Annotated in this window: 21 protein-coding genes; 9 read left to right on the plus strand and 12 right to left on the minus strand. The window is 47.7% G+C overall.

Annotated features, from left to right (window positions below):
- Positions 1-211: 211 nt before the first annotated feature.
- Both CIK95_RS08430 and CIK95_RS08435 read right to left on the minus strand, forming a co-directional pair.
- The gene (locus CIK95_RS08430; RefSeq protein ID WP_094388392.1) at positions 212-2,269 is read right to left on the minus strand and encodes a family 20 glycosylhydrolase; all 2,058 of its coding nucleotides are present in this window, start codon (positions 2,267-2,269) and stop codon (positions 212-214) included.
- Between the two features lie 27 nt (positions 2,270-2,296).
- The gene (locus CIK95_RS08435) at positions 2,297-6,745 is read right to left on the minus strand and encodes a translocation/assembly module TamB domain-containing protein (RefSeq protein ID WP_144007786.1); all 4,449 of its coding nucleotides are present in this window, start codon (positions 6,743-6,745) and stop codon (positions 2,297-2,299) included.
- A 167-nt stretch (positions 6,746-6,912) separates the two neighbouring features.
- Here CIK95_RS08435 and CIK95_RS08440 point away from each other — a divergent pair, with 167 nt between their 5' ends.
- The 8 genes from CIK95_RS08440 (at position 6,913) to cdd (ending at position 14,722) form a co-directional block, all read left to right on the plus strand.
- A complete protein-coding gene (locus CIK95_RS08440; protein WP_094466780.1) occupies positions 6,913-8,262 on the plus strand; it encodes a Na(+)-translocating NADH-quinone reductase subunit A in 1,350 nt (449 codons plus the stop codon).
- A 3-nt stretch (positions 8,263-8,265) separates the two neighbouring features.
- On the plus strand, positions 8,266-9,420 hold the full coding sequence (locus CIK95_RS08445) for an NADH:ubiquinone reductase (Na(+)-transporting) subunit B (RefSeq protein WP_094466781.1): 1,155 nt from the start codon (positions 8,266-8,268) through the stop codon (positions 9,418-9,420).
- 11 nt (positions 9,421-9,431) lie between these two features.
- A complete protein-coding gene (nqrC, locus tag CIK95_RS08450) occupies positions 9,432-10,139 on the plus strand; it encodes an NADH:ubiquinone reductase (Na(+)-transporting) subunit C (RefSeq protein ID WP_022311025.1) in 708 nt (235 codons plus the stop codon).
- Positions 10,140-10,163: 24 nt separating this feature from the next.
- Complete coding sequence (locus CIK95_RS08455; protein ID WP_022311024.1) at positions 10,164-10,787, plus strand: NADH:ubiquinone reductase (Na(+)-transporting) subunit D; 624 nt, start codon at positions 10,164-10,166, stop codon at positions 10,785-10,787.
- Between the two features lie 6 nt (positions 10,788-10,793).
- On the plus strand, positions 10,794-11,420 hold the full coding sequence (gene nqrE / locus CIK95_RS08460) for an NADH:ubiquinone reductase (Na(+)-transporting) subunit E (RefSeq protein WP_022311023.1): 627 nt from the start codon (positions 10,794-10,796) through the stop codon (positions 11,418-11,420).
- An 18-nt stretch (positions 11,421-11,438) separates the two neighbouring features.
- Positions 11,439-12,707, plus strand: a complete 1,269-nt coding sequence (gene nqrF, locus CIK95_RS08465; protein WP_022311022.1) for an NADH:ubiquinone reductase (Na(+)-transporting) subunit F — start codon at positions 11,439-11,441, stop codon at positions 12,705-12,707.
- A 270-nt stretch (positions 12,708-12,977) separates the two neighbouring features.
- Positions 12,978-14,237, plus strand: a complete 1,260-nt coding sequence (locus tag CIK95_RS08470; protein ID WP_254046445.1) for a right-handed parallel beta-helix repeat-containing protein — start codon at positions 12,978-12,980, stop codon at positions 14,235-14,237.
- A gap of 2 nt (positions 14,238-14,239) precedes the next feature.
- A complete protein-coding gene (gene cdd, locus CIK95_RS08475; protein ID WP_094386442.1) occupies positions 14,240-14,722 on the plus strand; it encodes a cytidine deaminase in 483 nt (160 codons plus the stop codon).
- A 7-nt stretch (positions 14,723-14,729) separates the two neighbouring features.
- Here the strand turns inward: cdd and CIK95_RS08480 are convergent, their stop codons facing one another.
- Genes CIK95_RS08480 through CIK95_RS08495 form a run of 4 tightly spaced genes read right to left on the minus strand, consistent with a single transcriptional unit; the run spans position 14,730 to position 18,657 of the window.
- Positions 14,730-15,917: an MFS transporter gene (locus tag CIK95_RS08480; RefSeq protein WP_094386440.1), complete on the minus strand. Its 1,188-nt coding sequence runs from the start codon at positions 15,915-15,917 to the stop codon at positions 14,730-14,732.
- 11 nt (positions 15,918-15,928) lie between these two features.
- Positions 15,929-17,005 carry a bifunctional histidinol-phosphatase/imidazoleglycerol-phosphate dehydratase HisB gene (gene hisB, locus CIK95_RS08485; protein WP_094388388.1) on the minus strand — a complete coding sequence of 359 codons (1,077 nt, stop codon included), beginning with the start codon at positions 17,003-17,005 and terminating at the stop codon, positions 15,929-15,931.
- Positions 16,977-17,900, minus strand: coding sequence for a hypothetical protein (locus CIK95_RS08490; RefSeq protein WP_094388387.1), 924 nt, complete (start codon positions 17,898-17,900; stop codon positions 16,977-16,979). The genes hisB and CIK95_RS08490 overlap by 29 nt, the downstream gene beginning before the upstream one ends.
- The gene (locus tag CIK95_RS08495) at positions 17,890-18,657 is read right to left on the minus strand and encodes an RNA methyltransferase (protein WP_094466783.1); all 768 of its coding nucleotides are present in this window, start codon (positions 18,655-18,657) and stop codon (positions 17,890-17,892) included. The genes CIK95_RS08490 and CIK95_RS08495 overlap by 11 nt, the downstream gene beginning before the upstream one ends.
- Before the next feature lie 77 nt (positions 18,658-18,734).
- On the opposite strand from CIK95_RS08495, the gene CIK95_RS08500 reads away from it, so the two are divergent.
- Entirely contained in the window at positions 18,735-20,936 is a 2,202-nt protein-coding gene (locus CIK95_RS08500) for a BamA/TamA family outer membrane protein (RefSeq protein WP_094466784.1), read from the plus strand.
- On the opposite strand, the gene CIK95_RS08505 is transcribed toward CIK95_RS08500, so the two are convergent.
- The 6 genes from CIK95_RS08505 to CIK95_RS08530 all read right to left on the minus strand — a co-directional run bounded on the left by CIK95_RS08505 (position 20,890) and on the right by CIK95_RS08530 (position 26,497).
- Positions 20,890-21,351 (minus strand): hypothetical protein, encoded by a 462-nt coding sequence (locus tag CIK95_RS08505; RefSeq protein WP_094466785.1) that lies wholly within the window; start codon positions 21,349-21,351, stop codon positions 20,890-20,892. The genes CIK95_RS08500 and CIK95_RS08505 overlap by 47 nt on opposite strands.
- 211 nt (positions 21,352-21,562) lie before the next feature.
- Positions 21,563-21,853, minus strand: coding sequence for a 50S ribosomal protein L27 (rpmA, locus tag CIK95_RS08510; RefSeq protein WP_022311013.1), 291 nt, complete (start codon positions 21,851-21,853; stop codon positions 21,563-21,565).
- Between the two features lie 15 nt (positions 21,854-21,868).
- Positions 21,869-22,186 carry a 50S ribosomal protein L21 gene (gene rplU, locus CIK95_RS08515; protein ID WP_022311012.1) on the minus strand — a complete coding sequence of 106 codons (318 nt, stop codon included), beginning with the start codon at positions 22,184-22,186 and terminating at the stop codon, positions 21,869-21,871.
- A gap of 164 nt (positions 22,187-22,350) precedes the next feature.
- On the minus strand, positions 22,351-24,729 hold the full coding sequence (locus CIK95_RS08520) for a carboxypeptidase-like regulatory domain-containing protein (protein WP_094466786.1): 2,379 nt from the start codon (positions 24,727-24,729) through the stop codon (positions 22,351-22,353).
- 34 nt (positions 24,730-24,763) lie between these two features.
- Complete coding sequence (locus CIK95_RS08525; RefSeq protein ID WP_144007787.1) at positions 24,764-25,699, minus strand: GNAT family N-acetyltransferase; 936 nt, start codon at positions 25,697-25,699, stop codon at positions 24,764-24,766.
- Positions 25,700-25,858: 159 nt separating this feature from the next.
- A complete protein-coding gene (locus CIK95_RS08530; RefSeq protein ID WP_094466788.1) occupies positions 25,859-26,497 on the minus strand; it encodes a hypothetical protein in 639 nt (212 codons plus the stop codon).
- Positions 26,498-26,569 lie beyond the last annotated feature (72 nt).

Genomic DNA, 26,569 nt, shown 5'->3' on the forward strand with positions numbered 1-26,569 from the left:
AATAAGCTCAAAGTCTGAAATATCCGTTTCATACTTTGAGCTTAGTTTTAATTGATGCTCTGGACATTTGTGCATTTCTGCCGATTACTTCATCCTATGCTGCGGAGTGGGGGAGACAGCTTGCGAGGCCGCTTATACATGTAATATCATAGAAAACCCCGAACACTGGCTTGCGTACCTGTGTTCGGGGTTGAGCGTTCAGGAAGATATCCTAATTGACTATAATCTCGTCGGTAAAGAGCCAGGCTCCGTCGCGGTAGTTCTTGTGGGCTACCATGCGGACGTAACGCGCCTTGCCGTTGTATACGGTTCCGTACATCTTGAAGAGCAGGGCGTCGTAGTCTTCGGGTATGTCGCAATGGATGGTGGCCACGTGGTCATATTTGCTGCCATCTTCCGATACATAATAATCTACCTTCTCCGGGGCGTATACCCATGGTCCGGTCGAGTGCATGAAGTTGGCGCCGATATAGTGGATGTCCTTGACGGCTCCCAGGTCAACCACAACATCCATATTGTCGGTGGTGCCTTGCCAGCGGCGGTCTGTATAAGTCCATCCGCCAACGATACCGTCGGTAAGTGTGACATCTCCTGCTGCCTTCCACTTGTCGCCGTATGGTATGTTGTATTTCACCTTGCATCCCTTGGCCAGATGGTCTATCTGGGTCTTGCTCTCAGGACGGTTACCATATTCATGGGCGAGGTCAAAGGTCTTGTAACCATCGGCCTTCATCATCTCGCAGAGACCGAGGGCGCGCTTCTTGAAACTGTCATATTGCTTGAGATTGGCGTTGGTCCATCCTGTCTCGGCAATGGCAAACGCACGTGGATAGTACATATACTCGGCGTGGCTGTCGTCGGGGATATACTCGCTCCAAAGGTTGCCCTGGATGCCCAGGAGATGGCGCTTCTGCGTGTCTGTCAGCGTGGCGCCGGGATTGTAGTCATACACCTGCTTGAGCGGGGTGTAGCCACCTATAGAGAGCGGCTCCTTGAACGGAGCGTCCTGCGTATAGTCGAGATAGCAGTATTCGCCGGGAGTCATGATGGCATCGTGGCCGTCGTTGATGGCCTTGATACCGCCGTCGGTGCCTCTCCACGACATCACGGTGGCATTGGGCGTGAGTCCGCCTTCGAGTATTTCGTCCCAACCTATAATCTGGCGACCGCGCTGGTTGACATATTTCTCTATGCGGTTGATGAAATAGCTTTGCAGTTCGTCTACGTTCTTCAGCTGCAGGCTCTCCATGCGCTTCTTGCAGTCGGCACACTTGTGCCAGCCACCCTTGGATGCCTCGTCGCCACCGATATGGATGTAGGGGGAAGGGAAAAGGTCGATGACTTCATCGAGCACATTCTGGAGGAAAGTAAAGGTGGATTCTTTGCCGGCACAGAAATCGTAGTCGGTATATGCCTTTCCGCTGCACGAGATTTCGGGGTAGGCCGATGTCACCTCTTCGCTGTGGCCGGGCATCTCTATCTCGGGTATTACCGTGATATGTCGCTTGGCGGCGTAGGCCAGAATTTCACGGATGTCGTCTTTGGTGTAATAACCGCCATAAGCCTCGTTGCTGAAGTCGCAGTATTTCTTGCCTTGGGCAACCCAGTCCATCCATTTGCGCTCTCTGCGCCAGGCGGCAAACTCAGTGAGTCTGGGGTATTTGTCTATCTGGATGCGCCATCCCGCTCCGTCGGTGAGGTGAAGGTGCATCACGTTGAGTTTCAGCATGGCCATAGCGTCGAGCTGCTTCAGCAGAAACGCCTTTGGACGGAAATGGCGTGACACGTCAAACATGAGTCCACGCCAACGGTAGGCGGGCGAGTCGTTGATGATGCAGCACTGCAGTCTACGCTGCTGCGCCGCCATCTGCATCAGTGTCTGGATGGCGTAGAATGCGCCAGCCTCGGTCTGGGCCTCAATGCGTATCTGGCGGGGAGCGATGCTGAGCGTGTAGGACTCGTCGGTATAGCTGCCAGTGGGAACAGACTTCTTGCTTTTGATAACAATTCCGATGTCGGCCTTGGCATAATTGGCGGCTTGGTGCAGTCTGAGTTTGCAGTCTTGCAGATAAGATGCCAGAGTCTGGCTGCTGCCTTTGATATAAAAAGTCGCCCCGCTCCCGGGCAGGGTATATTCACCCGATTTGATGGTGATGCCGTTGGGCAGAGGGGTTACGCCCGAGGGGACAGCCGTTTCGGCGGCGCTGGCCACACCAGGACACACACACATGATGCAGAGCATGATGTAGGAAAACAATGAAAATCTCATAGTCAATAGCTTGATTGTTAGTAATTATTATTGTTGTTTATTCTTTCGTTTGTCTTTAGCTTTCTTGGCCTTCTTCTTAGCCTTCTTGTCCTTCTTCTGAGGATGCAGCCCCAACAGGTCACGCCAGCCATTGAAGTCTCTCTTCAATATAATGCCAAGGCCCTGGGTATTAAGACTGTTCTTGGTGAAGTAGCGGTCATTGGTCTGGTTGTAAACCCTCACGGCGAGGTTGCCGTTGGGATAGATAAGATACTGAAGGTCAAAGTCGCCGATGAAACTGGTAGTCGCATTGGCGTTGTCGCGATAGCCGAACTGGCCGTTGAACAACAGGCGGTTGTTGAGCATGCGTCCGCTGAGCAGGCCCTCGTATTCGGCGTTGTTCCATCCCTCATCACCCGTCGAAATGTTGGCCCCGAAATTCCAGTTGTCGTTCTTGGTGACCGTGTTGAGGATGGTATTCAGCTGCTGGCTGATGGTACCACTGAGAATACTTTGCATAGCCAGCGATGTACGGCTCTGCTGCTGGGTTGTCAACGATGAGTTGCTGTTGTTGTTCTGTGAATAGAAACGCCCAACGGCAAGAAGATAGAGCACCTGTTGGTTCATACCTTCCTCGCTGTTGATGAGCTGCGTAATCATCTGCTTGGCGTCATTGCTCACGGTGGGCAGGTCGAGTCCGAAGTCAACCTTGGGCATAATCGGCGTTCCGGTGATGTTCATCAGGCAGTTTACGCGGATATTGTTGCTGGTAAACGATTTGCCGACGTTCAAGTCTGACAGGCTCACGCCGTTGACTGCATATTGGGCCTTGAGCTTGAGGATGGCATCCATAGGGTCGCCGCCGAAACCGATGGTTCCACCGGGGAGGAACTGGAAGTCGCGGCGTATGATGTTCTGGATGGTCAGCTTGTAGACGCCACTCTCTACCTCGTAGGTGCCAAACATGTCGAAGTCGCCCTTATTAAAATAGGTGGCGCGTATCGAACCATTGCCGTGGAGGGCTATGTAGTCGCCCGACTGCTTGTCCATGAGCACCCGGAGCGTGGCATCGGGGGTACAGTCAATCTGCAGATTGAGGTGGATGTCGCTGGCGATGTCTATCTCGCTCTCGGTGTCTTGCTCGACCTCGTTGTGGCTGGTATTGGAAGCCAGTTTCAGGCTGTCGCGGTCTTGCCAGTGTATGAAAGACTGATTACTGATGCTCTCGGGGCTCGACGCGTTGTATTCTATGAATGAGCCTTTCTGCGGAGTGGCATGAGCGTCGATGACAACCTCACCACTCTTGCCCTTGATGCGGCAGTCGCCAGTGGCAAATACGGTTCCGAAGAATGTCTGGTCGCCATAGGTCTTGAAGTCGTAGGCCAGGAGATTGTTGGCAGTAATACCTATGTCGTAGGTCATACGGGTAAGGTGCTTGTGGTATATCGCCCCGTTGACAACACCACGGTTGCCGTTGCGGTCCATAATGTTGCAGTTGGCCAATCTTATTTCGTCGGGCACCAGTTTTACGGGGCAGGCTTCAAGGGTGTAGGTGGTATTCAGCGGCTTGATGTCCATGGAGCCATCGGCAATGGCGTTGCCCTCAAGGTTAACTTCACTCAAATCGCCGAATACCCTGACGTTTCCATTAATACGCAGATTGGTATTGCGCATGAAACTGCCGCAGAAACTCTCAATGAATTCTCCACGCGTGTTGTTTGCCTTGATGTTCAAGTCGATATAATTGCGCTGCGGAGATACATATCCGTGAATGTATGTGCGTGAATCGTTCTCGTCGAAAGCCGTCGCATCGATGTCGAGCTGCTCTTTCTGATGGTTGAGCGCCACATTGGCGGTGAGGATGCCCATGCGTCCGTCTTCAAACTTGAAGTCGCGCACCCAGAGGTCGCCTCGCATGTCGGGCTTGCCAAACAGTGAGGAGATATGTGCCAGTCCGGTGGCTTTGCCGGCAAACTCTACCGAGTGGAAGTTGATGAGATTGAGTATATAGCTCACATCGACATCGTGCAGGTCGACGGTCAGCGTGTCGTTGGCATTTGGGGTCGCTTCACCGTTGATGATGATGTGCTGCTTGTTGTGCTCGACCGACAAGTGGTTGACCGTGAGGTGGTTCTCGTAATAATTGATGCTTGCCGGTTTGACATGCCATACGCTGTCGCCAATGGCGATGGTAGAGGGTTGGATGTTGATGTTGGCCGTGGCCATGCCGTGATGGTTGTTGTAGAAGTTGGCCTCGGTATTGATGATTCCGGAGAAGTTGCTCTTGCCGTTGTTCTCAAAGGATAGCAGGGTATGCAGCTTGTTGTCCTCGGCCAGCGCGTGGATGTTCCAATAGGTGCCGCCATCGTTTTTGCCTACCTGCTGCAGATGGGCAAAGGCTTCGAGCACGTCATCTGGCGAGGTAAGGCGGATGTAGCCTCGCTCATAGCTGCTTTTGCCATAATCAAACGAGGGAAGGTTGAGGGTCATTTCTATCTTACGATTGCTGTCTCTTACGCTGCCTTCCAGGGTCAGGGGGCGCTTGAGATATAATGGGATGCCTAACAGCGAGTTCAGCCAGTCGGACTTGACGATTTGGGCATTGATCTGGAAGTCGTTGTCTATATTATGGTTCATTTTGGGCAAGCCTGGGAGGGTAGGGAGCTTGCTTCCGACTATGTTGGTGAGACTCTGCAGCAGTGTGGCGTAGTTGTAACGTCCTGTAACCTTGATGTTTCCGAAATCGCTGTTCATCGCCAGCTCATGCACGTTGTCATTACGCTGTGCATTGAGGGTCAACTGGGATAGGTGGTAGTCTCTGTTTCCGCCCTTGACATTGAAGTTGGATACAGACACCGAGCCCAAGGCATTGTTGAAATTGGAACCGTGAATGTCGGCTTCGATGTCGGCATCAATTGTGGCATCCTTGAATTGGTCTGTAAGATTGAGTCGGGCAAGGTTCAATCCTCTGATTTTGGCTCCGATAGAAAATTCGGGTGTTTTGGCCTTCTTCTTTTTACCGAAGGCTACCACATTGGCGTTGGGGTCATCAATGCTGATTTCTCCATGGTCATATTGGCCGTCTGCGTTGTATTTCAGGGCTATATTCTGGTATCTATATCCGTTGTAGTCAAACTTGGTTACGTTTCCGTTCACACTTTTGAGCTCATATTTGCCATTGGCGTGCAGCGCTTTGAAATCCAGCTGTCCGTCAAGTTCTCCTAAATTGTCCTGATTGGCAATGATGCCGATGTTCAAGTCTTTCGCGTCTATCCTGCCGCTTGTCAAGTGATTGATAGTCTTGGCTTTTAGGATGACTGTGCCAATGGCCGTTGACAGATTGGCATCGGCGGCGATGTCGGAGCCTTGCCCGCTGAATTTTCCATGCAGCGTGGTCTGGCCGATATGGCCGACAAATTCTGGTAGTTGGATTTTGTGCGCGAGGGCATCCGTGAAGTATTTCACCGCCTCTGCATCCATCGTAAATCTGGATAGGACGGCCGACCAATGAGGCGTTTTTTTCCAATCTTGTAACTCTCCGCGGGCCTCAAGAGAGACATCGTTACCCTGATGGATGGCAATACTCTTTAGCTTCAGTGATGACGATGTTCCGCTAAGGGCAGCGCGCAAGGACAGAGGGCGAGAAAAATCTTTGAGGAAGACTGCCAATGGAGCAAAATCGGATGGGGTAATGGTGCCCGATAATCCTCCTTGATATTCTAACGAAGAAGGAATCAGCCCCTGATCATTGCATTGATAAGCAAGGTCCAACTCGGGTATCATAATCTTGCTTTGGGGCGTCTCCAACATAAACTCCCTGAGCGCGGCTTGGCTCCGGTTGGCCACAAGGCTGAAAGTAAAGTCGTTGATCGCCAGTCCGCTCTGTTCGACGCAAGAGAACTTTTTGGTATATATATTCAAAGTATCGTTGCTCAGTTTGTTGAGCATAATATGGGTACTTATCTTGTCGATGTTGATATGGCTGGGGGAAAAAAGCTGGGTTCGGGCAACGTATTTCTCATCATAAATGACATGGCCGTTGCGTATAACGAGCGACTTGATGGCGAGGTCGAGCGTGCTCTTGGTCTCCGTATCTTTGGAGGCCAATGAGTCGAGCACAAACTGGAAATTGGGCTGCTTGCCGGGGGCGGACTTGTAGAGGCGCGCCTGCAGGGCAAAGAGTTGGGCGGATGTAATTGTGATGCGGCCTCGCGAAAGGTCTATGATGTCAAACTTGGCGGAAATGCGTCCTGCCTTCAGCATGTCAACCTGCTCCTTATCATATATAACTACATTGTCGATGATAAGGCGGTTTAAGAAACCTATATCAACACGCCCGATTTTAACTTTGGTACCTAACTTGTCGCCTACAGCTTCGGCTACCTTCTTGCCAATGAAACTCTGCACCGACGGAGTGTGCGTCAGTATCGCAAGAGATATGACGAATCCACAAACAAGCCATATCGAGACGTTGAAAAACCTTTTAATTCTTGTCACATTAACAATTATGAAGTACAAAATTACAAGTTTTTCTTAACCTATACTGAAATATATTTGTTTTTTTTTCCATGTCTGCGGTTTTTTGAGTATTTTTGCATAGGTTTTTTGGAATCAATAGGTATTAAAACTGACGTTTATAAGAATACATTAATATATTTACTTGTATGGCAAATGTAATTAGATTGCGTAAGGGCCTTAACATAAATCTCAAGGGACGGGCTTCGGAGCAAGTATCAAAGGCGGTCGTGTCTGGTGAATATGCTCTTGTTCCTGACGGTTTTGTCGGCGTTACGCCCAAAGTCGTAGTGCATGAAGGCGATTATGTAAAGGCTGGTGATGCGCTTTTCGTGAACAAGCATTATCCTGATGTTAAATTTTCCTCTCCTGTCAGCGGACAAGTTGTCGCGGTTGAACGTGGCGAGCGACGTAAAGTGTTATGCGTTAAGGTCAAGGCCGAAGACGAACAGCACTATCAGAGTTTTGATACTCTTGATGTCAAGGCAGCCGAAGGTTCGCAAGTGATAGACCTTCTGCTCAAAGCAGGTCTCTTCGGATACATCAACCAGTTGCCTTACGCCGTCTCTACAAATCCGACGGTTATGCCTAAGGCTATCTTCGTATCTGCCTTGAGAGATATGCCTCTCGCAGCCGACTTTGAGGTTGAACTCAAGGGTAACGAAGAGGCTTTCCAAACGGGTCTTACTGCTTTGTCGCGTATCGCAAAGACATATCTCGGAATCGGAGCAAAACAGCAGGCTGCGGCTTTGGTCAATGCAAAGAATGTAGAGGTAAATGTCTTTGACGGCCCGTGTCCAGCAGGTAATGTAGGTGTACAGGTAAACCACATAAATCCTGTCAACAAGGGCGAGGTGGTTTGGACTGTTAACCCATCTGCAGTGATTTTCTTCGGAAGATTGTTTATGACCGGTAAGGTGGACTTGACACGTACAATCGCAGTTGCTGGAAGTATGGTGAAAGAACCTTCTTATGTGTCAACCCTGGTGGGCACTCCGTTGTCGGTTATTCTTGATTCCAAATTGACCACTAATGAGCATGTGCGTATCATCAATGGTAATCCATTGACAGGTGTGAAGTCTTCTTTGAACGATTTCTTGAGTCCATGTGCATCCGAGGTTACCGTAATCCCAGAAGGAGACAATGTGAACGAAATCTTGGGTTGGATAATGCCAAGATTTGGTCAGTTCTCTACATCTAAGAGCTATTTCAGCTGGTTGTGTAAAGGTAAGGAATATGACCTCGATGCACGTATCAAGGGTGGAGAGCGCCATATGATTATGAGCGGTGAATATGACAAGGTTCTGCCTATGGACATATATGCCGAGTATCTCATCAAAGCTATCATAACAGGCGATATAGACCGTCAGGAGCAGCTTGGAATCTATGAAGTTAGTCCTGAAGACTTTGCCGTTGCCGAATTTGTTGATTCATCTAAACTTGAACTGCAAAGAATTGTACGTGACGGATTGAATGTTTTACGTAAAGAGAATGCTTAAGATATGAATTTAAAGAACATTTTTGACAAAGCAAGACCGCAATTTGAGAAAGGTGGGAAATATCATGCTTTCTGGAGCCTGTTTGATGGCTTTGAAAGTTTCTTGTTGGTCTCCAACTCTACCTCTAAAAGTGGTGTAAACATACATGATGCGATTGATTCCAAGCGCATTATGAGTATGGTAGTTATTGCCTTGCTGCCCGCGTTGCTGTTTGGCATGTACAATGTGGGTTACCAGAATTATGCGGCGGCAGGTACCTTGGCGTCCGCCAGCTTTATAGAAGTATTTGCCTATGGTTTCCTGGCCGTAATCCCAAAGGTATTGGTCAGCTATATAGTTGGCCTTGGAATCGAGTTTGCCTGGGCGCAGTGGAAGCACGAAGAAATACAGGAGGGCTATTTGGTATCTGGCATCATTATTCCCCTGATTATCCCTGTTACAACTCCGTTGTGGATGATGGCGGTTGCCATTGCTTTTGCTGTGATAATTGCCAAAGAAATCTTCGGTGGAACCGGCATGAACTTCCTTAATGTTGCACTCGTAGCACGAGCATTCCTCTTCTTCTCTTATCCTTCTAAGATGAGCGGTGAGAGTGTATGGGTTGCCAATGATACCATTTTTGGTCTTGGAAACCAGCTTGCTGACGGCTTTACAATGGCTACGCCTCTGGGCTTGATGGGCCAACATCTGCCGACCAATACCTCTCTGATGGATATGATTGTAGGTCTGATGCCCGGTAGTATCGGCGAAACATCCGTAATTGCTATAGGAGTCGGAGCCATAATTCTCCTGTGGAGTGGAGTGGCCAGTTGGAAGACCATGTTGAGCGTTTTCCTTGGCGGAGGCTTGACAGCTGCCTTGTTCCAGTCACTTGGCTTGTCACCCCTCGCATGGTACGAGCATCTCTTCTTGGGTGGTTTCGCTTTTGGTGCTGTATTTATGGCAACGGATCCAGTTACATCGGCACGCACAGAAACCGGAAAATGGATATATGGCTTTTTGATAGGTTTTATGGCGATAATCATACGTCTTTTCAACCCGGGATATCCAGAGGGAATGATGCTTGCCATCCTATTCATGAATGTCTTTGCTCCATTGATTGACTACTGTGTTGTCGAGCGCAACGTATCAGCAAGAATCAAACGTATTAATAAATAGGAGAAACGATTATGAAACTAAATACAAATTCAAATACATACATTCTTGCATACGCGTCTCTCTTGGTCATTGCCGTGGCATTTGTTCTGGCTTACTTCTCTCAGGCGCTGAAGCCCATTCAGGACAAGAATGTGGCATTGGACAAAAAGAAGCAGATTATAGCTGCCCTGAACATCCGTGATGTCAATGACAATCAAGTAGAAGAGTATTATAACAAGCTCGTTGAAGCCGACGAAATCATCAATGAGAAGAATGAAGTTCTTTCAGCTGGCAAGCCCGGCGGAGAAAATGACGGTTTCAAGCTCAATGGCGGTGATTTCAAAGCCGGTAAACTCGCTCTGTTTGTATGCAATGTAGACGGACAAAAGAAATATGTAATGCCAGTCTATGGCATGGGCCTTTGGGGCGGCATTAGTGGATATATTGCCATCAACGCGGATAAGGAAACCATTTATGGCGTTTACTTTAACCACGAAGGTGAGACCGCTGGTCTGGGAGCCGAAATCAAGGATAACCAGAAGTGGCAGCAGCAGTTCTGTGGCAAGCATCTCTTTGCTGATGGTAATCAGGATGCTGTCGCTCTCTCTGTCTGCAAGAAGGTTGACAATCCTGCTACTCAAGTAGATGGAGTAAGTGGAGCCACTCTGACTTGCGATGGTGTTACCCGCATGATTCACGAAGGACTTGGCAAGTACCTTGTTTTCTTAAAGGATAAATAATGTATACATATAAAATCAAAGATTATGTCATTATTCAACAAACAAAATAAAGAGGCATTGATTAATCCCCTCAATCTGGACCATCCGATTCTTGTCCAGGTGTTGGGAATCTGCTCTGCTTTGGCTGTTACTTCCCAGCTTAAGCCTGCGATAGTAATGGGATTGGCAGTGACGGTTATTACCGCTTTTGCCAATACTATCATTTCTATTATCCGCAATACGATACCTATGCGTATTCGTATTGTCGTACAGCTTGTTGTCGTTGCTGCATTGGTAACGATTGTCAGCCAGATACTCAAGGCCTTTGCCTACGATGTAAGTGTGCAGCTGTCTGTATATGTAGGTCTGATTATCACCAACTGTATCCTCATGGGACGCCTCGAAGCATTTGCCATGACCAACAAGCCATGGCCATCATTCCTCGATGGTATCGGAAACGGTCTTGGTTACGCCATGGTGCTGGTCATTGTCGGTGGAATCCGCGAGTTGCTTGGCCGCGGCACCCTGCTTGGCATGGACGTCATCCCTGGTTTCGTTTACGATTTCGGGTATGTCAACAACGGCATGATGACTATGCCTGCAATGGCGTTGATACTTTTGGGATGCGTTATTTGGGTACACCGTGCATTTTTTTACACTGAAAAATAAATCATTATGGAACATGCTTTAAGCTTATTACTCCGTTCTATTTTTGTAGATAATATGATCTTCGCATTCTTCCTCGGAATGTGCTCATTCCTTGCGGTTTCGAAGAATGTGAAGACCTCATTCGGACTCGGTGCTGCAGTTACATTCGTGCTGTTGGTCACCGTGCCTGTCGATTACTTGCTTCAGACTAAAGTATTAGGTCCCGACTGTCTGGTCGATGGCGTTGACCTCTCATATCTCAGCTTCATCATCTTCATTGCGGTGATTGCCGGTATCGTGCAGTTGGTTGAGATGGTTGTCGAGAAGTACAGTCCGTCTCTTTATGCTGCGCTGGGTATCTTCTTGCCTTTGATAGCTGTAAACTGTGCCATCATGGGCGCATCGCTTTTCATGCAACAGCGTATCAACATGGACCCATCCAATTCTCAGTATATCGGTAGCGTAGTTGATGCATTGGTTTATGCTTTGGGCTCAGGTATCGGATGGACTCTGGCCATCGTGGCTATGGGTGCCATACGAGAGAAGCTGCAGTATAGCGATGTGCCTCGTCCGCTTCAGGGCCTCGGCATCACATTTATTATAGTAGGACTCATGGCTATGGCTATGATGTGTTTTAGCGGTCTGAAAATTTAATAGAGCAGGAATATAATTATGGAACAGTTTATATTGTTAAGTATCGGAGTCTTTCTCTTGATTATACTCCTTTTGGTCATTGTGTTGCTTGTCGCAAAGAAGTATCTGAGTCCAAGCGGCAATGTGACTATCACGATAAATGGCGACAAGCAGCTCTCTGTAGAACAGGGAAATAGCCTGATGTCAACCCTGAATGAGAACGGCATCTTCCTGCCTTCTGCATGTGGTGGTAAAGCAAGCTGCGGTCAGTGTAAGGTTCAGGTTCTGTCTGGCGGAGGTGAGATTCTCGACTCAGAGCGTCCCCATTTTACCCGCAAGCAGATTAAGGAGCATTGGCGTCTGGGATGTCAGTGCAAAGTGAAGGGCAATCTCGACATCCGCGTGCCTGATAGCGTGATGGGCGTGAAAGAGTGGGAGTGTACCGTCATTTCCAACAAGAATGTCTCTAGTTTCATCAAGGAATTCAAGGTTGCTCTGCCTCCTGGCGAGCACATGGACTTTGTTCCCGGTTCCTACGCCCAAATCAAGATACCTGCTTACGATTGCATAGACTATAATGTGGATTTCGATAAGAATGATATCGGCGAAGATTATATCAAGGCCTGGGAAAAGTTCAACATCTTCTCGCTCAAGGCACATAACCCCGTGCCCACAGTGAGAGCATACTCGATGGCCAACTATCCTGCCGAGGGAGATATCATCACCCTCACCGTGCGTATTGCCACAACTCCGTTCCTGCCCCGTCCGCAGGTCGGCTTCCAGGATGTTCCCACGGGCATCGGCTCTTCCTATATCTTTAGCCTGAAGCCCGGTGACAAAGTTATGATGAGCGGCCCCTACGGAGATTTCCATCCCAACTTCACTTCTGGTAAGGAAATGATATGGATTGGTGGCGGTGCAGGTATGGCGCCATTGCGTGCACAGATTATGCACATGACCAAGACGCTCCAGACAAGAGACAGAGAGATGCATTTCTTCTATGGTGCGCGCGCCCTGGGCGAGGCCTTCTTCCTGGAAGATTTCTGGGAACTTGAGAAGGAATTCCCCAACTTCCATTTCCACTTGTCGCTCGACCGCCAAGACCCCAAAGCCGATGCTGCTGGTGTAAAGTATTATACCGGATTTGCGGTTAACTGCATCCGCGATACCTACTTGAAGGATCATGAGGCACCTGAAGATTGTGAATACTATCTCTGCGGTCCTCCCATGCTGATTAAGACAGTAACAGATTATCTCGACAGTCTCGGCGTTGATAAGGATGCAATTATGTACGATAACTTCGGTTAAATTCATAGAAGGATTGGTGTCGTTACGTCTGAAAAGGCGCGGCACCAATCTTTTCATATAAAATAAATAGTGACAGAAGGGCAATAAATCTTGCATCGGGACGTTTTATAGTTAATGAAAAAGCTGTTTATTGTTTGGCTTCATGCGCTATTGGGCATTTTTATAGTATCATGCGATGATGATACTTTTACAATGTCATCCTCGGCAGTCCTTTCTTTTTCTGCCGACACCGTCAATGTTGATACGATTTTCAGTAATACCCCTTCCTCCATGCGCTCATTTTGGGTCTACAATCGCAACGATGCAGGATTGCGTTGTACCTCGGTGCGTCTGGAGCGCGGCAACCAAAGTGGATTCCGTGTCAATGTGCGTGGCGAATATCTTGGTGCCGAGGTCGGTTATCAGACCAACAATATAGAACTCTACAAAGGCGACAGCCTGCGTGTCTTTGTCGAAGTTACGCCCAAGACCCAAAGAGAGCCAGGCCCGCAGTTGATAGAAGACAAACTTACATTTCTTCTTGAAAACGGTGTGAGCCAGACGGTATGTCTCAAGGCATATTCCTGGAACGCCAAGACTTTTGACAAGCTCGATATCACTCGCGATACAACTATTTATGATGCCAATCCGATTCTTATACGGGGAGGAATCCACGTATCCCAAGGAGCTACGTTGCAAATACAAGCAGGTACAACCCTCTATTTCAATTCTCAAGCCGGCATAGAGGTTGATGGCACGCTGCGTTCGTTGGGAACCAAGGACGCCCCGGTTGTCCTTCGTGGCTCAAGGCTTGACCGCATGTTCCCCTATCTGCCCTACGACAGAGTTTCGGGTCAGTGGCAGGGCATCAAGTTCAATGCGGAGTCGTATGAAAACGACATCGAGTACACCGATATACATGGCGCCTTCAACGGCATCGTTGCCGATTCGGCCGACATTGACAAGACCAAACTTTCCATCAGACAGTCTACGATACACAATTGCCGTGGCGTAGGATTGTCTTTGAATTACGTCAAGGCAATCGTAGAGAATTGCCAAATCACCAACACCCTTCTGCCTTGTGTCTATGTGAAGGGCGGCGACGTGACCATCAATCATTCTACCATCGCCCAATTCTATCCTTTTGATGGCAATCGCAAACAAGCGTTTACCTTTGAAAGTCCTATTGCACGTCTATTATGTCGCAATAGTATCATCACAGGTTATTCTGATGACGAAATTAATGGTTTAACGGCAGAAGATTGTCATTTCAAATTTGAAACTTGTATAATTCGTACTCCGAAAATAGTAACTAAAGACAGCATTTATTTTATAAACGTGGTCTACGAAGATATTGCCGACACCATACGCTTTGGGAAGAAACACTTCAAGACGATAGACACGCGCAATCTCGTCTATGATTTCTCTCTCGACAGCATCAGTGGGGCTATAGACAAGGCCGACCCTGCCACCTCTCTTCCTATTGACAGACACGGCACCCCGAGAGACCCCAAACCCGACATTGGAGCATTTGAATATAAACAACAATAACTATGAAAGAGTTCAAGATAGAAGTCAACGTAAAGGTTTATCAGTATGATGAACTTTCTGTAGAAGACAAAGAACTTGTGGAACGTGCCAAGGATGCCACTCGTCATTCCTATGCACGTTATAGCCGTTTCTATGTGGGAGCGGCACTGCGACTGGAGGATGGCACCATTCAAATAGGCGCCAATCAGGAGAATGCTGCTTTCCCCTCAGGCTTATGCGCCGAGCGGTCAGCCATATTTGCAGCACAGTCGATGCAGCCCCATCTCGCTATTACTACACTTGCCATCGCAGCCCGCAATGATTCGGGCTTCATCCTTACGCCCATTACTCCTTGCGGGGCTTGCCGCCAGGTGATATTGGAAATGGAAGACCGCTACAACCGACCTATACGCATCCTGCTGTATGGTGAGAATGGCGTATACGAACTGAGCAGTGTCAAGGACTTGCTGCCCTTGTCATTTGTAGATGCCAATATGAAGTTCTGAAACGAAGCTAAAACACATCCTCGTTAAGATTGTGCTTCAAGAAGAAACGTCGTGCTGCTGTGAAGAATAGCAGCACGCCTATGCCATTTACCACTGCAACCATCCAGAAGGCTGCCGTATAATCAAAGAGTTCGGCTATCATACCACCTGCCAAGATGCCTATACCGAAACCGAAATCCCACGAAGTCAATATCGATGAATTGGCTGTCCCTCTCTCATTGTGATGGGCCACATTGATAAACATATTCAGGAAGCCGGGATACATATGGCCGTTGCCCAGACCTATAAGTATGGCTGAGATGTAATAGCCGTACGGGAATGGCATGGCGACAAACAGGGTGTAACCCAACAGGGATAGCAACATGCCATGGGCGGTATTGCGGGTTATATAGCCTTTTCGCAGAGCTTTGGCCCCTTGCAATCGCGACAGGAACAATCCCACCGAGAGGAGCATGAAATAAGTGCCGGTGCCATCCATCACACCGTATTTCTCTTTGCTGTATATGGCAAGATAGTTGCTCAGCACTCCAAAGCAAAAACCGAACAGTGCAATGTTGATGGCCAGCAGCCATGCCCTTGTGAGGAAGAATCGGTCGAGAGACAGTTTTTTGTTGGTTTGGACTGGGCGCCTCGTGCTGTTGGTTTCCAGTGTGGTCAATACTGCCAGTCCGATGAATGCAGTGATTAGGGCTACGCCGAAAAGCCATTTGAAGTCTTGCAGAATGTGATAAATGTACAGTCCGAATGACGGCGCAATAGCCATGGCGAGGTTATTGCTCAATCCGTAATAACCTATACCCTCATTGCGCCTTGACGAAGGCAGTACATCGATGGCACAGGTGGAATTGGCGACAGTGACTGCACCAAACGGCGCACCGTGCAGGGTGCGGACGATGGCGAAAGCCAACAGCGTGCCTGCCCAGAAATATCCTATAAAGCAGGCCGCAAACAGTGAGAAGAATATCAACAGTATGTGTTTGCGGTCGAAACTGTCAACCAGATAACCGCTGAAGGGTCGTATGATGAGCGCCGCGACCGTATAACCAGACAATACCATTCCGATAGTGTCTTTTGAGGCCGCAAAGTACTCATTAAGATATATAGGTAGGAGAGGGGTGAGCACATAAAAGGCAAAGTACAACATGAAGTTGGCAATCATCACCTTTATATAATTGCGGTTCCATAGTCTCTCCATACTGCTTCGATTTACAACATACCCTTAGTGGAAGGCAGTTCGTAATGATAGATGTCTCTACGCACTGCCATCTTGATAGACCTGGCAAAGGCTTTGAAGATGCCTTCTATCTTGTGGTGTTCATTGGTTCCTTCGGCCTTGATGTTGAGGTTCATTTTTGCAGAATCGGACAGGCTTTTGAAGAAGTGCAAGAACATCTCCGTAGGCATATCCCCGATTCTCTCCCTTCTAAATTCGGCATCCCATACCAGCCAGGGTCTGCCTCCAAAGTCGAGGGCCACCTGGCACAGGCAGTCGTCCATAGGCAGACAGTAACCAAAGCGCTCTATGCCTCGCTTGTCGCCGAGCGCTTTCAGGATACATTCGCCTATGACGATAGCTGTGTCCTCTATGGTGTGGTGCTCGTCTACGTTCAGGTCGCCTTTGGCCTTTACCGTCAAATCCACAGTGCCATGCTTGGCAATCTGCTCGAGCATATGGTCAAAGAATCCTATCCCAGTATCGATGTCGCTCTTGCCGCTTCCATCTATGTTCAGACTCACGTAGATAGAGGTCTCGCGGGTATCTCTCTTGATTTCGGCTATACGTTCTCCGCCCAGCAATATCTCAGATATCTTGTCCCACGAAGGGCAGTCGTCGCCCAGGATAAGGGCCTTGCATCCTAAGTTGTGGGCCAATTGTCTGTCGGTATCACGGTCGCCGATGACATAACTGTTAGGGAGGTCGTATTGGGCGTTGTCCATGTATTCCTTGAGCATGCCAGTTCCGGGCTTGCGCATGGGGGAATTGTCATCAGGGAAATGGTTGTCGATATGCTGGGCGTCAAATGTGATGCCCTCGCCAGCCAAAGTGTTGAGGATGAAATTGTGGACAGGCCAGAAGGTATCTTCGGGAAATGAGTCGGTGCCCAAGCCGTCTTGATTACTTACCATTACCAACTTGTAATCAAGATGTTCTTTGATGTATCTTAGGTTCTTGAAGACTCCAGGGACAAACTCCAGCTTTTCGAAGGAGTCAATCTGCTCGTCATCCGGCTCCTTGATAAGCGTGCCGTCTCTGTCAATAAATAAGATTCTCTGTGGTTTCATGTTGGTTTATCTCTTTAGCTTGTCTGTTCTTCTCTGCTTCGTGGACCGTTATCGAACCGCATACGTAGCAAGTTGATAATAATTGCCACAGGGAGATGAAGGTTGTTATAAAACAACATACTATGCTGGTCGTTATGAGCATGAAATAGAAACCGGAAGGGGTTCCGTCCACGTCTCCATTGATTATACCAAGGGTGTTTTGTATGTTGGCAAACAATATGATGGTCAAAGGGGTCATAATGATTGCCGCCAGGACTCCAACGATTAATGTGGTAATCATCGTAGACAAGAACAGGAAGCCCCAATGGCGGATTCCGGTCTTATAGCCTGATTTGAAGACGCTGGCTAAACTTTCTTTTTGTTCCAATATATAATGGGTAAACGCATAAAGCAGCGGCAAAAGCAGGGCTGCAACGATGGCTATGACAGAAATCAACAGAATCAGCGCCAACCCGCTTGTTGCCTGTTCAGACATGTTGAATGTCGTCAACCATTTGTTCACGGTTTCGTAGATGACGCCTGTAAGACAACTCTTTACAGCTAAACTGAACGCGACGAGAACTATGATTGGCGCTATGCAACGCTTAAGGTTGTTCTTGGTCTTTTCTCCATTGACAAAGGCAAATGCCTTTGCCGCAGTCCACAGCCAGCTAACAAATAATAGGATGTACATTGCCACAAGGAAAAGCAAAGAAAGCCAGATGTTGGCGTTGCCAAGGTCATATATTTGCTTGTTTGGCGTGAATGACAAGAGTATTCCCGTAAAGGAAATTGAAACGAGAAGCAAGGGTAACCAGGTGGTAAACAATATGGTTTTCAAATGGCTGAATGCCATTGCGGTCGCTTCCTTCAAACATGCAGAAACGCTTCTGTTAACGTATATACTATCTTTCATAACTTATCCTTCTTTTAAATTCACTGCAAGTAATGGCTGTAGCAATGGCGACATTGAGACTCTCGGCAGTATCTCTTCCATCGGTAAAGTTGGGTATGAACAGACGCTCTGTGATAAGCGACTTGATAGGGTCAGAAATTCCTTTACCCTCATTGCCCATTATGATGATGCCATTGCTGCTAAGTTCTTTGGTATAAATGTCTTCCCCGTCAAGTACTGTTCCATATATAGGCACATCTTCGGGTACACTCTTGAGGAAAGAAAACAAATCAACGTAACTTATAGATATGTGGGCAATACTTCCCATCGTGGCTTGTACAACCTTGGGGTTGAATACGTCAACCGTATCCTTGCTACATACAATTTGGGTTATGCCAAACCAATCTGCGATGCGTATGATTGTACCAAGATTTCCTGGGTCTTGTACTCCGTCGAGTGCAAGTATGATTTCCTTTGCAAATGTCGTTGGCAGTTTTGTTTGTGTTTGCGAAAATACTGCCAATACTTCTTGTGGATGCTGTAAGAAACTCAACTTCCTCAGTTCGTCTCCGGTAACTATGTATTCTTCGCAGTCATCATATTGTTTGGCAATACATGGAGGGTTCCACGCTTCAGTATGAACAAGTATCTTGGGGTCATGTTTGGCAAGCATATCACCAACTACTTTAGGCCCTTCGGCAACAAATACCTGCTCATTATTACGGTATTTTTTTTGGTCTAATGATTTGATATATTTTATCTTTGCTTTACTGATCATTATTGCGAAAATATTTGTTGCAAAGTTAATAATTATTCTGTTGTTTTTTGTAATTTTGTGGAACTAATTGGAATGTTTTGAAATATATTAATCTATATATAGCTTTTTTTATAGCATTACTGTCGTCATGTAGTGCCTCAAAGTTCATATCCGAAAACGAGTACTTGTTGGATAAGGTTGAGTTGAAGTCAACCGAAAAAGGCTTTGACGCCGCCGTGCTTGGACCCTACATCAAGCAGAAGGCCAACTCCAAGTGGTTCTCCATATTTAAGATACCATTGGCCACATATTCTTTAGCGGGAAAGGACACCGCCAAATGGATTAACCGTACCCTTCGCAATATTGGTGAAGAACCGGTCATTTATGATGTCAACCAGGCTCACCAGAGTCAGAGTGACCTCTTGGCAGCCATGCATAACATGGGGTATATGCATGCTTCGGTGCAATTGGATACGCGCACGAAGGGAAAGAAAATCACGGCTGCATATACCATAACTCCGGGGCAAGCCTATTTCATTGACAATGTACATTATATAATTGACGATGACAGCATTGCCAATTTGCTAAAGATAGAGCAGCCCAATTCCAAATTCCATATAGCCAAAGGTACAAAGTTTAGTGTTGACAAGCTCGACAATATACGTAAGCGTATATCAGACTATCTGCTTAACAGCGGTTTTTACCGTTTCAACAAGGATTTTATTCAGTTCACTGTAGATAGCGCAGCCAACTCTCAGCTCCTTGATGTTACCCTGCATCTCTATCCTTATCGTGCATACAACGATGCCCCTGCCGTTTTTCATCCGCGTTATAAGGTTGGACGGATTGACTATCGTACAGATAACGCAAACGGATATTTGCGCAGAAAGATTATGCTCAACAATACGGCTTTAGTTCAGAACGATTTCTTCAGCGAACAGAAACTTCAGCGTACTTACAATAATTTTGCCAAACTTGGAGCTGTGCGTTATACGAATATCCAGTTTGAAGAGGTTCCTGACAGCCAAGTCTTGAACACGTTAATCGAGTTGACCATGAACAAGCCATCGTCTGTGTCATTCCAACCGGAAGGTACCAACACGGCCGGAGATTTGGGCGCGGCGGTTTCTCTTACATATACGAACAAGAACCTTTTTCATGGAAGCGAGTTGTTGAGCATTGAGTTGCGTGGAGCTTATGAAGCGATTAAAGGTCTTGAAGGATACAACGACCAGAACTACAAGGAATATGGAATAGAGACGCGTCTGGCATTCCCTCGCTTTGTTGCGCCTTTCCTTTCTCATTCTTTTACTCGTAACAGTCAGGCTACTTCTGAGCTTTCTTTAAGTTGGAACTTGCAAAATCGTCCTGAATTTCACCGCCGAGTCTTCTCTGCAGCTTGGCGTTATAGATGGGAGGAGGCGCATCATAATCTGTCTTACCGCTTTGATTTGCTCGACCTCAATTATGTGTCCATGCCGTGGATAAGCGAGACTTTCAAGCGTGATTACTTGGACGATGAGGGCAACCGAAATGCCATTCTCCGTTACAACTACGAAGACCTGTTCATTATGAAGCTCGGTTTCGGATTGAGTTATAATGATGGCAGTGATGCTGTTCGTGCCAATGTCGAGTCTTCGGGCAATCTGCTCAATTCATTGTCGCATATAGCCAAGTTTAAGACCAACTCCAATGGGCAGAACACGCTGTTTGGAATCGCATATGCCCAATACGCCAAGATGGATGTTGACTATACGCACCTTTTTAAGTTTGATGAGCACAACTCTTTGGCTGCTCACATTGGATTGGGCATAGCTTGTCCTTATGGAAACAGTAAGATTCTGCCTTTTGAGAAGCGGTACTTTTCGGGTGGAGCCAACTCCGTAAGAGGTTGGACTGTCCGTGGCTTGGGCCCAGGTAAGTTTAAGGGAAAAGATGGACGCATTGATTTCATCAACCAAACGGGTGATATGAAACTTGATTTCAATCTGGAGTATCGCACGCACATGTTCTGGAAGCTGGATGGCGCTGTATTTGTTGATGCAGGTAACATCTGGACATTGAAAGAATACGCCGACCAGCCCGGAGGCAAGTTTGCCTTCAACGAGTTCTACAAACAGATAGCGGTGGCCTATGGTGTGGGCTTGCGCCTAAATTTCGACTATTTTCTCTTGCGTATGGATATGGGCATGAAGGCCATTAACCCTGCCTATGAGTCCAAGGCAGAGCATTATGCATTGGTTCATCCCAATTTTAGTCGTGATTTTGCTTTTCATTTCGCGGTAGGGCTTCCATTCTGATTAGCCATGCACGCTTATCTTTTACCAATGTCCATTCGTAGATGCCTTCTTCACATTCTGCCGGAGGCTCTCCGAATCCGCGAGCTTCCATATAGTTGCTTACCCGCTGCTTCACGCGAGCCTGCTGCTCGTCTGGGCTATAATCTATTGAGATTATTTCCGTAGTAAGTTGGCTTTCCTTTGCCTTGAGTTGTTCTACATCACCTTCTCTGACTTGACTTGCTGCGAATTCCAGCCACTTTATCGATAGGGGAGTACAATACGCCGCCGCTTTGTCATATTGCCAGTTAAAGTAATATGTCGCAAACGAATCAACTCTTTCACTGATGCATTCATCTTCACTGACCGTTGTATGACAAGAGGCAATGAGTGTCGTTACACCTATTATTATAAAGGGGACTATGATTTTCTTCATCTTTGTTTAAGCGGACTTAATAACAAATATTCATGATAATGTACTTTTAGCAGCCATGATGCTGTCTGTATGCAAAGTTAATCAAAGCGTGCCCGATAACAAAATAAATCTTATAATTTCTTCTGCGCGATGCGTTTATATATACGAGAAGAAGCCAATTCCGTATGGAACTGGCTTCTGTATTGTTTGTTTGGAATAAGTTGTTGTTTATTTAAGCTTCAGCTTTCTTAGTCTTCTCAGCGTAAACTTCGGGAGAGAGAACTGATACTGTGCTCTTGTTGCGTGAGCCCTTGTGGAAGTAAACCACACCGTCGGTCAATGCGTAAAGAGTATCATCCTTGCCCTGTGCTACATTCTCGCCTGGGAAGTGCTTGTTACCACGCTGACGAACGATGATGTTACCAGCGATGATTTTCTGACCACCCCAGATTTTAACGCCTAATCTTTGTGAAGCTGATTCACGGCCGTTCTTAGAACTACCAACACCTTTTTTATGTGCCATTCTGAAATCCTCCTTTTAAGCGACTACTTGTTTAACTTCTACCTGTGTGAACTGGGCGCGGTGACCATTCTTCTTACGATAGTCCTTGCGACGCTTCATCTTGAAAACGATGACCTTGTCACCCTTAACAAGAGGATTCACAACCTCTACTACTACTTTGGCACCTTCAACAGTTGGTGCACCGACTGTGACAGCTCCGTCTTTGTCGACGAGGAGCACTTTGTCAAATTCAACGGTCTTACCAGCCTCGGCATCCTTGATACGGTGAACGAAGAGCTTCTGGCCTTCCTCTACCTTGAACTGCTGACCGTTAATTTCTACAATTGCGTACATTTGTTATAAAATATAAGTTTTTCCGACAGGCGCCTGATGGTGTTTCAGAACTTGTTCGAGCCCGAACGGACTAAATCGGCTGCAAAATTACTAATTTTTATGGACATAGGCGCTTGCGCCAACTATATATTTCTCCGATATTAAGCATATTTAACGTATTGCGGTTAGAATTCAAAGAGCACGCGGGCGTTGAGCATACGGCCGGTGAGATAGTTGGGGACAGCGTACTGCTGATTGGTGACGTCAGTAATCCAATAATAGCTGTTTACATTGTTGATGCCGAGCAAGTTGAGACAGTCTACGCCAAGCCAGATATTCCTGAACGGCATATTCTTCCTCTTTGCTTCATTCTCAAACAACCGATAGCTCATTCCAATATCTGCGCGCTTGTATGCAGGGGCTCTGAATGAGTTGCGCTCGGTTTCTCTGTGAGGCGCCGAGAATGGCAGACCGTCGGCAAAGGCAAGGCGAAGAGTCATCTTCCATCTGTCGGTTCCGGGGAAGTAATCTGTAAAAAACAGGTTCATAGCCCACCGCTGGTCTGTGGGCAACGGCATGGAATGGCCGTTCAGCTTCATTTGGGTTTTCATCAAGGATAGTGATATCCAAGAGTCTGTTCCTGGTACAAATTCACCATACAGCTTCATGTCCAGACCAGCTGCATAACCGCTGCAGATGTTGTCACCATAATATACTACCTTTACATTATTAATAGAGTAGGGTATCAGGTTCTGCAGTATCTTGTAATATGCTTCGGCAGTAAATCGGAAGGGGCGGTTCATGCTTCTGAAGCGATAGTCATAACCCGCAACGAAGTGTATCGACCGTTGGCTTTTTATCTTTTCGTTCAGCCGTGCCACGGTTACATGGTTGACGGTAGTAGTATCACGAAGCTCTTTGAAGAAGGGCGCTTGGTAGTAGATGCCGGTTGCGATGCGCAGTGTGGTGTTTGGCGACCAAGCCGGAATGATGCCCAATGAGATGCGGGGCGACAAGATTGTTTCCTTGTTGAAGTTCCAGTGGCTCATACGCAGTCCGTAGTTGAGCGTATAGAGGGTAGTGGCGCTGTCCGTACCCGATGTAAATCGCCACGTATCCTGTATATATGACTCTATGCGAGAAGCATCCAGCTGGTTTCGGGTGCGCATGGAGTATATCATATACAGGTCCTCGCCGGTATTGGGTACGTTGTAACCAGCCGAATCACGCATCTCATATTCTATGGAGTTCTCTTTGATATGCTCCCTTTTGAGCGTCAATGCGGCTTCGATGTCGTGCTTCTTGATTTTGCTTGTCAGCATCAGCTTCAGACTTTGCACGCGGGCTTCGAGATAGTTGCGGGCGCTCTCGAAATACGTTCCGACAGCCATATTCTCATTGGTCTCGGTCTGGGTGAGCCAGTATTGGCCCTGTATGTCGTAGGTCTCACGCTCTTTGGTCGAGAATGCCGACGCAATGAGTGACAACCGCGTCTTGCTGTTAAGGTTTCGATTGATTGCCAACGAACCAAAATAGGTGCGGAAGAGGTCTTTCTCCTGCCCGTCAAAATAGACCTTGAAATTCATTACGTTCTGCATCGTGCCGAAGGCCGTGTTGCGGTCTTTGGGATAGAAGTTGTAGTGACTTTCCGAGATGTTACCGATGAAATCAATCTGCCAACGCTTGTCGGGAGTATAACTCAGATAGGTCTGATAGTCCAGGAAGTTAGGCTTGTACTCTCCGTTTTCCTGCAGCGACCCCAAAAGATATTTATTGGTTTTGTATCTCACGCCATTGGCCCACGCAATCTTCTTGTTGGCCAAACCCACATAGGCGCTTGCGCCCAACAGGCTTGCCGAAGCATTGGCTTCAAACCGCTGTGGTCGTTTATAGGTGATGCCGAGAGCCGATGACATCTTGTCGCCATACTTTGCCTCAAATCCTCCAGTCGAGAACCCAATCTTCGCCACCATGTCTGGATTGATTACCGATAAGCCCTCCTGTTGTCCAGACCTCACAAGGAATGGGCGGAAGACCTCTACATTATTAATATATACGCTGTTCTCGTCAAAAGAGCCTCCTCTTACGTTGTATTGAGAGCTCAGTTCGCTATGGGTTGATACTCCCGCCTGACTTTGTATGAGCTCTTCCACTGCATTGCCACCCACCGAGGGCGACATCTTCATGTCCTTGGTCTTCAGTTCCTGAGTCTGGCCGGTCTGTATCTTTTCTCCTTTCACTTCGACTTCGCCGAGCGTGTTGACGTCGGCATACATGACCACGTGGAGGTTCTGTCTGCCACGAGGGTTGCGCAGTACGCGGGTCTTGGCACGATAACCCAGCATCGAGAAGCGTATGACCACCGAGTCGGCAGAGTGGAGGGTGAGGGTGAATGAACCCTTGGCAGACGTGAGAGCCACCTTGCCTTGGCGGGCACAGGTTACAGACGCAAACTCGATGGGATTGTCCTTGTCGTCGGTAACCCGTCCTTGCAAGACAAAGCTCTGACTATATGTAGAGAGGCATACTGAAGCCAGCAAAGCCAATAATACGAATTGTTTCATAACCATATAACGCAAGATAGGGCCGATTATTGTGTCAGCCCACTATCCACTTGCAAATAATCGTATTGACAAGCGGAATATTCAGATGGTACCATCTGTACTTGTTGGTTGAAACCGCACCGAGATTTAGCATCATCTTTGTCAGTGTGTTGTGCATGGAGGGCTGACCGGCGTCGACGATGAAGAATTTGCCGCAGTCCCGACGATAGGCCTCTTCGATGGCATGCCATACAGAGATGTGGAATAAATGATTCTTGGGAACCAATTTTTTGTTCGTCACGGCATAACAGCCATAAGCATTGCCATTGGCGAAGAGGCATACGCATCCGGCAACCACTTTGTTGCCGTTGGTCGTGACATAGATTTTGATTTGTGGATTGTGATGATACTCAAGGATAAGTTCCTTGTTAGGCAGAAAACTTTGAAGCACGTAGCGGTAGGACTTCTTGAGGAGCTTGCAGAACTCCTTGACCTCTGCGTCGCTGGTCGCTTCGCGCGTCTGCAGACCCTTTTCCGAGACTTCTTTGAGGTATCTGCTGCTTTTCAGACTCAATCTGTCTGTCGGGTTTGCCTCCTTCAGGTCCAGAAGAGTCTCCATCCAGCCGGTTGGGAAGTAACCGTAGGCTCTCAGATGTTGGTAACCATACATCTTGTAAGGTATGTTGGAGAACTCGATGTATAGACACAGCTTCATTTTCAATATCCTTGTCAGTCGTCCAAGCAACATTCCGAATATCTCCTGGGGATTGGCATTGTCGGTATAGTCGCCTGTGCCGAAGACGCGGGCTTGCTTGTACAGATAGAGCGGAAACAGGCTCTTGCGCCAACGGGTAACAGCCAGCAGCTGACCCACTACTTGTCCGTTTTCATCCTCGGCTATGGCCATATAAGGGGTATGACCTGGTGCCTGTTCATACATTCTGAACAGTACAAGGCTGTGCTGGAACTGCCAGCTTGTCGATTGCGGCATATCTGTGCCTCTTGATATGATGCGCGTTCGTATTTGGTGCATTTGGCAAATATACAAATTACATTTGTAACTGCCAAAACAAATGCAGATTTTATACCTGCCGGAGCATATTGCCCCTTGCGAGTATAAAATCTGCCATCTGTCAATGTCAGTGATTATCTACAGCTGTTTGCGGCTAAGCACATAGACGAGCGCACTTGCTCTGCCGTCTCTCCTGATAGGCGATTGTGGCGTCCGAGAGATTTCCTGCAACTCGCGCGAAGCTGCGCAGTGCGACTGCCGGGTAAGGCGAGCATAATCACCGACGCGCATGAAGGGATGGGCTCCATCGCCCAGATAGCCGACGGCAAGGCCGATGCGCTCTTCCTTGCTGTAGGGCGACTTGCGCAGCCGGTGCTCTTTGTCGCGTACCAAGGTGCATTGCGAGGAAATCGTGCGGACCAGCTGTGAGGCTGCCCTGTAGATTATGCCCGTCACCTTCAGACTTCTGGCGTTGGTTTCCTTTCCCGTGTCCGTACCAGTCAGCTCTTTGGGCATCGTCATGCCGACAGACGCCCTGAAAGTCCCGATGCCGTCGATTGTCACCGAATTGCCAGAGGCCATTTCCAGCGCCATCTGCTTGCCGATGGCTGCGATTACCTGTACCACCTGTCCTTTGTCAAGGCCCGAACCGGGATAGGTAAGGCGTCTTACCAGTTCGTCGAAGTCAATGTTCTCGTTGACCTTCATGCGGTAATAGAATTTCTTTTCGCCCGTGTTCCTGAGGTCGGGCATCTCCTGTTTGAAATACTTTGCCATAGTTAGATGCAATAAGTCAGTAAATAGTTTGATGTGTAATTCATGGTGCAAATGTAAGCATAATTTTCTGTT

The organism is Prevotella sp. P5-108, from assembly GCF_002251385.1.
Lineage (GTDB): Bacteria > Bacteroidota > Bacteroidia > Bacteroidales > Bacteroidaceae > Prevotella.